We start from the raw sequence: 11,745 nt of genomic DNA on the forward strand, positions 1-11,745 counted from the left end.
CGAGCCACTCGATGACCTAACAGAAAGAAGATTCCACCAGATGCAGGTTCAGGTACATAAATACGATGTTGTCATCGTTGGTGCCGGTGGCGCGGGGATGCGTGCAGCTATTGAAGCCGGCCAACGCACCCGCACCGCCGTACTGACCAAGCTTTACCCCACCCGGTCTCACACCGGTGCTGCCCAGGGTGGTATGTGTGCGGCGCTAGCCAACGTTGAAGAAGATAACTGGGAGTGGCACACCTTCGACACCATTAAGGGTGGCGACTACCTCGTGGACCAGGACGCCGCGGAGATCATGGCTAAAGAAGCGATCGATGCGGTGCTCGACCTTGAGAAGATGGGGTTGCCCTTCAACCGCACCCCGGAAGGCAAAATCGACCAGCGACGCTTCGGCGGTCACACTCGCGAACACGGAAAGTCCCCGGTGCGACGGTCTTGCTACGCTGCAGACCGTACCGGTCACATGATTCTGCAGACGCTGTATCAGAACTGTGTGAAGCACAACGTGGAATTCTTCAACGAATACTATGTGCTGGACCTGTTGCTGGTTGATGAAGAAGCCACCCGCGAAGACGGCACGCCTTACACACAGAAGCGCGTGGCTGGCGTTGTTTCCTATGATCTGGCCTCCGGAGAGATCCACATTTTCCAGGCCAAGTCTGTTGTCTTCGCTACCGGTGGTGCCGGCAAGGTTTTCAAGACCACCTCCAACGCCCACACCCTGACGGGTGATGGTATGGCAATCGCCTACCGCCACGGCCTGCCACTGGAAGACATGGAATTCGTGCAGTTCCACCCCACCGGTCTGGCTGGCTTGGGTATTTTGCTCTCTGAAGCCGCCCGCGGTGAGGGCGGTATTCTTCGTAACTCTGAGGGCGAGCGTTTCATGGAGCGCTACGCACCGACCATTAAAGACCTCGCACCACGTGACATTGTGGCTCGTTCCATGGCCAACGAGGTGCGTGAGGGGCGCGGTTGTGGCCCGAATAAGGACTACGTCCTATTGGACCTTACCCACCTCGAGCCGGCCCACATTGACGCCAAGCTTCCTGACATTACCGAGTTCGCCCGCACGTACCTGGGCGTGGAGCCCTATTACGAACCGGTTCCGGTGTTCCCGACCTGTCACTACTTCATGGGCGGTATTCCAACCACCATTGATGCCCAAGTACTGCAGGACAACGACACCGTTGTTCCCGGCCTCTACGCTGCCGGAGAGGTTGCCTGCGTCTCCGTGCACGGCTCGAACCGTCTGGGCACCAACTCTTTGCTCGACATCAACGTCTTCGGTCGTCGCGCTGGCATTGACGCTGCTCGCTATGCCGAAGATGCTGAGTGGGTAGAACTTCCTGAGAACGGCGAATCCTTCGTGGTCGACGAGATCGAGAAATTGCGCTCGGCGACCGGCAACGAGAAGGTCGCTGACCTGCGTGCCCGCCTGCAGGAAGTCATGGACGCCGATGTGCAGGTGTTCCGCACCGAAGAATCGATCCGTCGCGCCCTGGACGAGATCGGCGACCTGCGTCAGCGGTACGAAAACGTTTCGGTCCAGGATAAGGGTCGTCGTTTCAACCTTGACCTGCTCGAAGGGCTGGAGCTGGGCTACTTGCTCGATATCGCTGAGGCAATGACCGTTGCCGCTTTGCACCGTCAAGAGTCCCGCGGTGGTCACTACCGCGAGGACTTCCCCGATCGTGATGACGAAAAGTGGATGAAGCACACCATGCTCTACCGCGACTCCGAATCGGAAACCGAAGGCATTAGAGGTATCCGCTTCGAGACCAAACCCGTCGTCCAAACCCGATACGAACCGATGGAGCGTAAGTACTGATGACTGCAACATATGCTGAACCGGCCGAGCCGGCATCACAGATTGACCTCGGCGATCAGGGTGGCGCCGGAGAACTGGAAACCCTGACCGTCACCGTTCAGGTACGTCGTTACCTCCCCGAGTTCCAGGAAGATGCCTACTGGGATACCTGGCAACTGGAAATGTACCCCACTGACCGTGTGCTGGATGCCCTGCACAAGATCAAGTGGGAACACGACGGTACTCTGTCCTTCCGTCGTTCCTGCGCTCACGGTGTGTGCGGTTCCGATGCGATGCGCATCAACGGACGCAACCGCTTGGCCTGCAAAACCCTGCTGAAGGATCTTGACCACACCAAGCCGATCACCGTCGAGCCGATCAAGGGTCTGCCGTGCGAGAAAGACCTGATCGTGGACATGGAGCCCTTCTTCCAGTCCTACCGCGAAATCATGCCGTTCCTGGTGTCCAACGACAATCAGGAGCCGACTCGGGAGCGGATCCAGTCCGCTGCTGAGCGCGAACGGTTCGATGACACCACCAAGTGCATTCTGTGCGCAGCATGCACCTCCTCGTGCCCAATTTTCTGGACCGATGGCCAGTACTTCGGTCCGGCGGCGATCGTGAACGCTCACCGCTTCATCTTCGACTCCCGTGACGATGCCGGCGACATGCGCCTGGAAATCCTCAACGATAAAGAGGGCGTATGGCGGTGCCGCACCACCTTCAACTGCACCGAGGCATGCCCCCGCGGTATTCAGGTGACCAAGGCTATCGCTGAAGTCAAGCAGGCTATCTTGGCCCGTAGCTTCTAACACTCCAGTAAACTTGGCCCTTGGCCCGGGGTGAGTACGCACGTCGCGCACTCGCCCCGGGCCAAGACTTTTTATCCCGCAACTTACATAGGTGACAACCTAATCGAACCTAGTTCCGACAGCTACATAAATCTACTGGTCGCCCGCATTCACCGCAGGGGAGACAGCGTCGTTTACACCAGACAAGTGCGTACTAAATTCTCTTCCTTCAGGCTCATCTGCCCACACACCTCGCCTGCTTCTGCCATATCTACCGAAAAGTGTCCCTCCAGTAAATTTAGAGTATCTAATAGAAAACTCTTGATGGAATACACGTAAATATCACTCGGAAAATTTGACGGCAATTTACCTCGATTGTTCACCGTGTTGTTACACAATAAATACTCAGTGCAACACCTCCACTTAGCATGGACACGTACGAGGCTTAGTAAGCACTTTTTGATGTGACGCTTCGCCATCCGAGACAAGCTAATGAATAATAGGGACATCAATTGGACAGGAAGGCTTGTGGTCTTAATGAACAACGCAGGGAAGGTTTTTGTGGGCGGCTTGGCCATCACCGTAACGCTGTCACTCGCGGGATGTGGGCCTGCCTCAAATGATGCTGAGCAAGAAGCTGCTTCAGCTCCAGCCCTAGATGCCGAAGAATGTTCCACTGAAGAAGGCAGTCTTAGGGTGTATATGAACCCTTGGGGACCAACCCTGACGGATGAATTCACAGCGGATACAGGCATCGAAACGGATATTGCCGATTTAGGCGGCGGAGAGGTACTCGCGCGTATCTCAGCAGAGGCCAACAATCCTCAATGGGATGTAGTGCTCCTTGACGGCCACGGCAGTTTGGAATCGTTGCGTCAGCAAGGTTATTTCCTCGAAAACCCACCTGTAGGAAATCTGAATAATCTTGAAGAGGAGGCACAAGATTTACTTCCAGAAGATGGAGCGTGGATCCCGATTTCCGAGCACGCCGCTGGGGTGATCGCTTACAATACTGAAGAGTTTGAAGAAAGTGACGCCCCTGAAACTTGGGAAGACTTGACTAAACCTGAATACGCGCCAGTTGGCATCGCTGATCCGGCAGTCGCAGCACCGGCATACCCCATCGTTTCTTGGATTTTTCAAGAGCTCGGAACAGAAGAAGCCGAGGAATATTTCAGTACGATAAATCAGAATGGGCTAAACCTGTACGACAAGAATGGCCCAGTGGCGACCGCATTGGCAACGGGCGGGGTGAAAACCGCCATCCTCCAAGAGCAACACGCATACGAATTTATGGAGTCTGGGGAACCGATCGAAATCGTGTGGTCTGACGAAGGATCACCCGGAGTAGTCCGGGCAGCCGCGATTAGCGCTAACACTCCACGACCGTGCGCGGCTGCCGCACTCATCGATTGGATGCTGGATTCAGACAACATGACCTACTTGATGGAAGAGGGTGAAGACGATGGAATCATCACGCCGTATGTGAAGGGCGTAGACCAATCCAGCCTGCCCGACGCGCGACCCGAAGACCCAAATATCCAAAGCACCGATGCTGAATTCGCCGCTGAAAACGAAGCCGAGATAAAAGACTGGTTCGCCAATATGCAGCTTCAGTAAGAGATAGATCCCTCCTACCACAAAGGTCAGAACGTTCAACTTTGAAAACACTCGATAGTTCGCGGACTGCTGGTTGGATCCTGGTCTCGATTTGCTTTGTCTTGATCGGCCTACCACTCTTATTCGTAATAGCACAAGGCTTTGCCCCGGGATTGGGATTAACAAGGGACTGGCAGATCGAGCCACAACTTCTGCTAGAAATATTTGAACGACCGCTTTGGCAAGCGAGTTTATTCAATTCCTTGACGCTTGCCACAGGTTCCATGGTCATAGGCACCCTAATCGGTATGTCCCTCGCCTACATACGACACACGAAGGAATTCCGATTTGCCAGCTTGATAGATGCATGTGTCTGGATTCTGCTTGTCAGCCCATCCTTTATTATTGCCCAGGGCTGGGTGATGTTTGCTTCTCCAAGCGGAGTTGCCCTAAACACTTTTGGAATCGACGTATCGCAATTAGTTTTTAGCACGGGTGGGATAATTGCGGTCATGGCACTCACCAATTTCCCGTTGTCTTACCTGGCGACTTCAGCTGCGCTAAACTGGAACACCTCATCTCTCTGGGAAGCTGCCGCTTCGCTCGGGGTATCCCCCTGGACCGTTTTCTGGACCCTTCGCCTCCCCTTGTTAGCCCCCGCAGTGATATCCGGAGCGTTGCTTGTCTTCGTAGAGACGCTGGGTGATTTTGGTCTTCCTGCTGCCATATCGTCTCAATACAATTTTCCGACTCTCCCCTATTCGATATACGCGTCCGTGCGCCAAAGTCCAGTAAACTTTGCACTTGGAGGCGTTTTATCCCTCTATTTAGTAATAATCGTTGCCATTGCGATATTCATATACTTAAGAATCTTGAGGAGCTCCTCCTTCAGTTTTCTCTCCGGGAGCTCGGTTCAAAATACAAAGAGACAAAGCAGGATCTCAGGACTATATAGCCTAATTTCGATAGTTGCTTTTATTGTAACGCTTGGGATACCAATCGGTTCATCCCTTCAGGTATCGCTGTCCGAGCGACTGGCAGACGGATTCACAATAAGCAATCTAACGCTTGCCCACTACGAGCAGGCATTAGAAATGGGGTCCAATTTGATGAACGGGATTCGAAATTCAGTAATTATCGCTGTCGTGGTTGCCCTCTTAACTACTCTTCTCGGCCTCATGATGGCGATTTCGATGACCTTCACGAATTTTGCGGGCAACAAGTTGTTAGATCTGGCCGGAACGGTAAGCTTAGCAGTCCCCGGCATCGTGTTGGCCGTGGGGTATATTTTCGTCTGGAATCAGCCAGCTCTAAATACAATTAATTTAGATTTATACGGAACTCCGGTGCTCCTCGTTTTCTCTGGGGTCGCGGCAGCACTACCTATAGCAGTCAGATTGCAGATGGGTGCGCTTGGTCAAGTATCAGAAAATTTAGTGACCGCTGCAAGTGTTACAGGTGTGGGTTTCTTTCGGAGAATTAGGTCAATCCTGCTACCTCTGGTAGGTCCTGCTGTGATTTCAGCATTTGCGGCAGTTCTTGCTGCAAGCGTTTTTGACCTCGCAGGCGCAACGATGCTTGCGCCGCCCTCCTTCGACACACTCCCGGTTGAGATTCTCGCCGAGTACGAAAAAGGTGACTACGGATACGCAACAGCAGGGGCGATGATCAGTATGGTCCTAATGATCATATTGGTCGCCTTTTCCCAAATAGTCGGCAAGAGACTCATGCGTCAGAAATAGAACATGGAAGGGGTCAGCGATGACGTCTAGCAGTGATTACCCTACTGAAGGTCTCCGTCTTGATGGTATAGGCGCTAAATATGGCACCGACGACTGGGCACTGCATAACATTTCCCTGAAAGTCGGAAAAGGCACAACGCTCGCAGTTCTCGGTCCATCAGGATGTGGAAAGTCCACTTTATTGAAAATTGTCGCGGGATCTTTGCGACCGGCGGCGGGAACCATATCAATGGCTGGCGAGACGATATCTTCGCCTGCCCGCCAAGTACCAACCGAACGGCGAGGGCTTGGCATGGTGTTCCAAGACTACGCTTTGTGGCCACACTTGAACGTCAGGCAAACTATCGGATATGGACTAAAATACGGTCGAAACAAAACAGACTCTCAACTCCGTACTCGAAGAGTTGCAGAGCTTATGGAAATGCTACAACTCTCAGGATTAGAGAACAGAAAACCAGGGGAGTTATCTGGAGGCCAACAACAACGTGTTTCTATAGCTCGCGCACTTGCAACACGGCCGAGTTTATTATTATTCGACGAACCTTTATCGAATCTCGATGCCTCCTTACGAGACGAAATGCGAGAGGAACTAAAGCAACTCTTCTCAGTAATCGACACGACGGTACTCTACGTTACACACGACATTACGGAAGCACTCAGCCTCGCGGACAAAATCCTTGTACTACACGAAGGCGAAAGGGTCCAACTTGCCAAACCAGAGGAGTTATTTACCGCCCCAGCCAGCGGCTGGGTAGCGAATATAACAGGCTTCACGACCCGTCTAGAACTTGACCGACTAGACATCTCTACATCCCCCATGTCCTCCTCCACCGCACTTCTAAACGATAAGGAAATAGTAGGGCGATGGTGCGGTCCAGGCGAGGACGGTGCTGGACGATCAGACGAACCGGTTGCATACATCCATCCTGATGCAGTCACTCTGTCTGAAAACTCAGATGGAATTGCCGGTACAGTTGTAAGTTGCAATTTTGAGGGTCGCCAATACCGTATTCGCGTACGCCTGCATGACCAACGTGATCTTATCGCTACAAGCACAAGCAACTTTGACGTTGGGCAATCAGTCAGCGCAAACATAGAAGCTAGTGGCGCAGTGTTTTTCGGAAATATGTCATGAACGAAAACCAACCAACAATTAATGCTAGTCTAAGGTCCGAATCGCCAGGCATAGTTATGCTTTTTTACGGCGAAGGATGGGGCAAAAGTACCGCAGCTTTCGGTTACGCCCTTAGGTCGGTAGGACAAGGGCAGGACACCATCGTCATCCAATTTATTAAGGGTGTCCCCTGGAATTTAGCAGAATCCTCTGGAGCAAAAATACTAGGCATTCGATGGCTGACATTTTCAAGAACGTTAACGTGGGGTGCAAAAGATCCTCGATCTCTAGCTCAAACAGCGCTGGTAACAGCCAAAGAAGAGATTGGACGTCCAGGAAAGAAACTTGTAGTGCTAGATGAAATCACAAATGCGGTATCCCACGGTTGGCTCTCGGAAAACGCAGTCACGGAAGCCATTGGTGTGAGGTCTTCCGAAACAAACATCATCATGACAGGACGATACGCAACCACAAAGATCATCGAGGCCGCAGATTCAGTAACGTTATTTGTAAAAGAAAAAGATGGTGGCGTGAAGGGAATATTAGATCTCACATAACCATGCTTTTCAGCCATCTTTAGAGAAGGATTGATCGATTGAATCATACCATTATCGCCGCAGGAGGGTTGGTTGCACGAGATATCAATGGTGAACTCCACTATCTTTTAGTACACCGGCCTAGATATTCCGACTGGTCTTTTCCTAAGGGAAAACAAGATCCTGGTGAAGATATTCTCCAAACTGCCCTAAGAGAAGTACATGAAGAAACGGCATGTGTTTGCATTCCTCGGCACGATTTAGGAACCAAGAAGTATCCAAATAAAGAAGTCCATTACTGGGTGATGTCCGTGGCCGAAGAAGGCACCTTTGTCGCCAACGACGAAATCGACCAAATTCAGTGGGTAACCGCACCTATAGCGTTTAAAACCTTAACTCACGTTCAGGACCGTGAACTACTCCAGCAGTATTTAGAAGAAATTGCTCACACCAAATAATGCACCAACGAGCCCCTGAGTGTTGTATTCCAGGCCACAGGATCTGAACCAACACTGTTAGGCGCTAGTGTTTATTGCACAGTGAGCATCGGCATACAGAATTGATTTCTACCCAAACGCGTCACGTACATATCAGTCGTCCCACTCTGCCACACATGGGCATTCGCATATTTAACGTTTCATCTAACCTCTTATCTTGAACCCTAGGTGGCACTGAATTGTTCCTCAAAGGTTATTCTGTAAGGTAGCCACTCACATGGTTGCGACCGAGGGCATTTTGAAGCAGTCAGCACGAGCAACCTAATTTAAATCAGTTCGATACACTGAACACTTCGTGATTCAAGATACACCCTATTTAGATCCATTACTTTTATTTGACAATTGTAAAATCAACTATAAGTATTACAAAAGAGTACAACTAGCATGCTCTGATCAGCGCGTTCGCCTGGTAGACGGAACCGGATGTGTGATGACGCATACCCCAAAAAGCCCACAGCAAGCATACGCTGAAGCACCCCCACAGACCTTAATTTCCTATGCGGACTACAACGATCTCACCTCTGTCGGCCTCAACGCCACTAGTATTGCTCTCACGCTTATTAACCCACATCAGCTCTCCTTCCTGAAGTCATGGGTGTACTGGGGCGCCACCTGTGCACTTGTGGGCTTGACCACGGCGCACGCAATCCAAACGGCCAACGACAATCTGGCCAAAGAATTTGCCCAGGACTATTACGACACCGCAGACTTCGACAGTCTGCGTAGGCATCACCCAAAAGCGCCCCGGGCCGTTGTCCCAGCATGGGTGGCCGGAGCGTTGGCATCGACGATTACCTTGGTGGCACGCCGACCGCTCCTGAGCCTGGATCGGAAGGTCAGCTACGGCCTCTTCCGGTTGGGTCTGTCTAAACCCCGCCGAGTCATGGCAGGGATGGCCGCAATGGCCACAGCAACCGAGCTGGTGAGGAGCTTGGCTTCAAAACGGGCACGCGCCCAGGCACGGACGCCACAGGAGGACTAACTAGATCTCTGGGCCAATGGGCACCGATTGAACCTCACGGAGGTCTTTGGCTACAACGTATGCGGGTTTGCCGTCAAAAACATCGGCCCGGATCTCCGAGTTTTCCCAGTTCTCCTCCAGCCTGGCGAAATCTTGAGAATCCAACGCTGCACCAACAAGCCAGGTTACCTGCGATCGATCGGCGTCAACCCATACATGTAATGGCTCGAAACCAAATTCACGGCGAGCTGGGAAGACCTCGTGAATCAAAAATTGGATGAACTCTTCGGCGAGTTCAGGCACCAAGGTGTAACGTCGCATCCATGTCGTGTAGGGGTGCTTGTCTGGCAGGAAGTCGCTCACAGTAGGGCCTTTCACGCGAAAAACTCTGCGACCACTATTCTACTGACTCACGGCTTCTGCCGGCAGGTGCCAACAAACGTCAAGTTCCAGGTTAAAACGGTGGGCCATCAAGCCAAATATCGCTTCATGGCCCACACGTCAGCTCCAAGAACCCGAGGAGCTGGTATTGATTAGAACTTTGGCAAAGACTGGACACGGTACCAGTCCGCGACGTCTTTGCGGAACACGAGCACGAGGAAGTACACCGCAATCGCCGTACCTAACAGACCTGCAAGCAGGTCGATAATCATCCCGGCCGTGTCGACGCGGCCAAAGCTTGTCAACAGCGTCCCCAGGTAGGACAGACCTCCCAAAATCGCGAAGATAATACCGAGGATTCTGGCCCAGTTCTTATTGGCGCGCATGCCGAAATACACAAGAGCATACAAACCGAGGCTGATGAGCAACACGAAAGCCGCTACTCCGTAGGCCAATGCGGAAACGGCACCCGTTGCACCGTCAATGACCTCTCGCTCTGTTACACCAGTACCGGTGGTGTCAATTTCAACAAAACTGCTAGTCACGATTCCGCGCACGTCCAGGATGACCATCTGCAAAATGGCATGCACCACCATCACCGCGGCCGAGGCCAACACTAATAGTTTGGCGATCTTGGATGCCTGAGGTTCTTCCATCTTTGTCACTGCACCCGGAAAACCACCGGGTGCACTTCCAGAAGCACCAAAACGTTGACCGGCAGGGCCTGCCTGCGGGAAACCTGGCTGTTGCGGTTGCTGATATGGTCCCGGTTGTTGAGGCTGTTGCCACTGTCCTGAGCCAGAAGGTTGGCCCTGACCTGGATTTGGTTGGGGACCCTGCTGATCGGAACCCTGCGGGCCAGGATTATTTTGCCACGACATGATGCGTTCTACCTTCCAAATACATTGTGAAACTCTGGTCTTACCATAGTTTATTCGTTTCGTCGCGCTTGGAAAAGACCTTTTCTCGCTGTGTCATTAGCGGATTACCCTTCACCTAAGAGAGGATCCTGGCTTTGACATGCGGCAAAATCATTCAATGATACGTTCCTGAACAGTCCACCATCTCGCCCCGCTCACGCATAGCATGGAGCGCGCCTGTGGTGCTGTGTTTCTTCCTCTGCGATCTCTTCGATCGCGTTGGGAGAAAGACAGTGTTAGTCAAAGGCAGGTCACCGAGAACTTCTCCGCTTGGTGACCCGCCATAGGAGTTCGAGGATTTCGAACAACGTTTTATGTTGAGAACTGTGGCAAAGACGAGGGTGTCAGATTGTTTGTGTACAGAGTCATCGATGAGAGGACATGATGATGACCATGACAGATGATCGTGTTGATCAGCCTGGTGGGGCTGATGTTGTTGCGCAGTTGAAGGCCAGTGGCGCCTTGGACGAGCTTTTCGCTCGGATCGACGCCGGTGAGATCGAGCTGACCGGCAACGGTGGAGTGATTCCTGAACTGATCAAGGAAGCACTCGAACGGGGCCTGCAGGCTCAGATGACCTCGCATCTGGGTTACGGGCCTGGTGACCGGGAGGCTAAAGCCGTCACGGACCGGCCGGTCAATGCCCGTAATGGCTCGTATTCCAAGACGGTCGCCAGCGAGGTCGGCGATATCGAGCTGACGGTGCCTAGGTGTAGTTCCCCGGGAGGTTGTGAACACTCGCGGTAGGAAGAAGACCTCCGGTACAGATGGGGTTAGCACAACCTGCATCTGAAAACCGGAGGTCTTCATGTTCCACTCTAATGCACCGTTGACTCCTGAAGGCCGTCGTCGCCTTGCTGTGTTGATTGTTGAGGACGGCTGGACGATTCGTCGAGCGGCCGAACGCTTGCAAGTCTCACCTGCCACGGCCTCGAAGTGGGCCGCTCGCTATCGGGCCGGGGAGCCGCTGACGGATCGATCGTCGCGGCCGCATCGGTCACCCCATCGGTTGTCTGTTCGCAAGGAGCGGCGCATCATTGCGTTGCGGTTCACCCGCCGGTGGGGCCCGCATCGGATCAGTTATCACCTGGGTATCGCCCGCTCCACGGTGGGTCGGGTGCTGGCCCGATACCGGATGCCCCGGTTAGCGCACGTGGATCAGACCACCGGGCTGCCGGTGCGCACACCAGCCCCCATCCGTTATGAAAAATCGGCTCCCGGGCAACTCGTGCACGTGGATATCAAGAAACTGGGCCGAATCCCCGACGGCGGTGGCCATCGGAAACTCGGGGTCGCAGGCCGCAAAAACAACGGGTACGGCAACACGGGCCGCGGCTATGCGTTCTTACACCACGCCGTGGATGATCACTCGCGGCTGGCCTATTCTGAGA

At 53.1% G+C, this 11,745-nt stretch carries 12 protein-coding genes and 1 pseudogene; 11 read left to right on the forward strand and 2 right to left on the reverse strand.

From position 1 onward, the window contains the following. The first annotated feature begins 40 nt into the window (after window positions 1-40). The 8 genes from sdhA (at window position 41) to DCC24_RS09325 (ending at window position 9,074) form a co-directional block, all read left to right on the forward strand. Complete coding sequence (gene sdhA / locus DCC24_RS09290; RefSeq protein ID WP_110099646.1) at window positions 41-1,834, forward strand: succinate dehydrogenase flavoprotein subunit; 1,794 nt, start codon at window positions 41-43, stop codon at window positions 1,832-1,834. Continuing rightward, window positions 1,834-2,625: a succinate dehydrogenase iron-sulfur subunit gene (locus DCC24_RS09295; protein ID WP_110099647.1), complete on the forward strand. Its 792-nt coding sequence runs from the start codon at window positions 1,834-1,836 to the stop codon at window positions 2,623-2,625. Before sdhA ends, DCC24_RS09295 begins: the two co-directional genes overlap by 1 nt. Window positions 2,626-3,141: 516 nt before the next feature. Further along, window positions 3,142-4,224, forward strand: coding sequence for an ABC transporter substrate-binding protein (locus DCC24_RS09300; RefSeq protein WP_166769883.1), 1,083 nt, complete (start codon window positions 3,142-3,144; stop codon window positions 4,222-4,224). A 263-nt stretch (window positions 4,225-4,487) separates the two neighbouring features. Further along, entirely contained in the window at window positions 4,488-5,945 is a 1,458-nt protein-coding gene (locus DCC24_RS09305; protein WP_110099649.1) for an iron ABC transporter permease, read from the forward strand. 19 nt (window positions 5,946-5,964) lie between these two features. After that, on the forward strand, window positions 5,965-7,080 hold the full coding sequence (locus DCC24_RS09310; RefSeq protein WP_110099650.1) for an ABC transporter ATP-binding protein: 1,116 nt from the start codon (window positions 5,965-5,967) through the stop codon (window positions 7,078-7,080). Beyond that, a complete protein-coding gene (locus tag DCC24_RS09315) occupies window positions 7,077-7,616 on the forward strand; it encodes a cob(I)yrinic acid a,c-diamide adenosyltransferase (RefSeq protein ID WP_110099651.1) in 540 nt (179 codons plus the stop codon). The genes DCC24_RS09310 and DCC24_RS09315 overlap by 4 nt, the downstream gene beginning before the upstream one ends. Window positions 7,617-7,654: 38 nt before the next feature. Beyond that, the gene (locus tag DCC24_RS09320) at window positions 7,655-8,053 is read left to right on the forward strand and encodes an NUDIX hydrolase (RefSeq protein ID WP_158524647.1); all 399 of its coding nucleotides are present in this window, start codon (window positions 7,655-7,657) and stop codon (window positions 8,051-8,053) included. Between the two features lie 469 nt (window positions 8,054-8,522). Then, complete coding sequence (locus tag DCC24_RS09325; protein ID WP_110099653.1) at window positions 8,523-9,074, forward strand: hypothetical protein; 552 nt, start codon at window positions 8,523-8,525, stop codon at window positions 9,072-9,074. Here the strand turns inward: DCC24_RS09325 and DCC24_RS09330 are convergent, their stop codons facing one another. Continuing rightward, window positions 9,075-9,431: a hypothetical protein gene (locus DCC24_RS09330; protein ID WP_146206315.1), complete on the reverse strand. Its 357-nt coding sequence runs from the start codon at window positions 9,429-9,431 to the stop codon at window positions 9,075-9,077. Window positions 9,432-9,586: 155 nt separating this feature from the next. Further along, window positions 9,587-10,090, reverse strand: coding sequence for a hypothetical protein (locus DCC24_RS09335; protein ID WP_146206316.1), 504 nt, complete (start codon window positions 10,088-10,090; stop codon window positions 9,587-9,589). Between the two features lie 2 nt (window positions 10,091-10,092). Between DCC24_RS09335 and DCC24_RS09340 the strand changes: the two genes are divergently transcribed. The 3 genes and pseudogenes from DCC24_RS09340 to DCC24_RS09350 all read left to right on the forward strand — a co-directional run. Then, window positions 10,093-10,317 (forward strand): hypothetical protein, encoded by a 225-nt coding sequence (locus DCC24_RS09340; protein ID WP_110111064.1) that lies wholly within the window; start codon window positions 10,093-10,095, stop codon window positions 10,315-10,317. Window positions 10,318-10,747: 430 nt separating this feature from the next. Continuing rightward, a pseudogene (locus tag DCC24_RS09345) lies at window positions 10,748-11,065 on the forward strand (transposase); the annotation flags it as partial. A gap of 97 nt (window positions 11,066-11,162) precedes the next feature. After that, on the forward strand, window positions 11,163-11,745 hold a 583-nt coding region (locus tag DCC24_RS09350; RefSeq protein ID WP_146206317.1), incomplete at its 3' end, for a leucine zipper domain-containing protein.

Origin of the sequence: Auritidibacter sp. NML100628 (genome assembly GCF_003185985.1) — a bacterium.
GTDB classification, from domain to species: Bacteria; Actinomycetota; Actinomycetes; order Actinomycetales; family Micrococcaceae; genus Auritidibacter; species Auritidibacter ignavus.

Bases quoted from the DNA above. Each gene is read 5' to 3' on its own strand.
- DCC24_RS09335 (WP_146206316.1), bottom strand. From the start codon at position 10,090: ATGGAAGAACCTCAGGCATCCAAGATCGCCAAACTATTAGTGTTGGCC.
- DCC24_RS09315 (WP_110099651.1), top strand. From the start codon at position 7,077: ATGAACGAAAACCAACCAACAATTAATGCTAGTCTAAGGTCCGAATCG.
- DCC24_RS09310 (WP_110099650.1), top strand. From the start codon at position 5,965: ATGACGTCTAGCAGTGATTACCCTACTGAAGGTCTCCGTCTTGATGGT.
- DCC24_RS09295 (WP_110099647.1), top strand. From the start codon at position 1,834: ATGACTGCAACATATGCTGAACCGGCCGAGCCGGCATCACAGATTGAC.
- DCC24_RS09305 (WP_110099649.1), top strand. From the start codon at position 4,488: ATGGTCATAGGCACCCTAATCGGTATGTCCCTCGCCTACATACGACAC.
- DCC24_RS09300 (WP_166769883.1), top strand. From the start codon at position 3,142: ATGAACAACGCAGGGAAGGTTTTTGTGGGCGGCTTGGCCATCACCGTA.
- sdhA (WP_110099646.1), top strand. From the start codon at position 41: ATGCAGGTTCAGGTACATAAATACGATGTTGTCATCGTTGGTGCCGGT.
- DCC24_RS09325 (WP_110099653.1), top strand. From the start codon at position 8,523: ATGACGCATACCCCAAAAAGCCCACAGCAAGCATACGCTGAAGCACCC.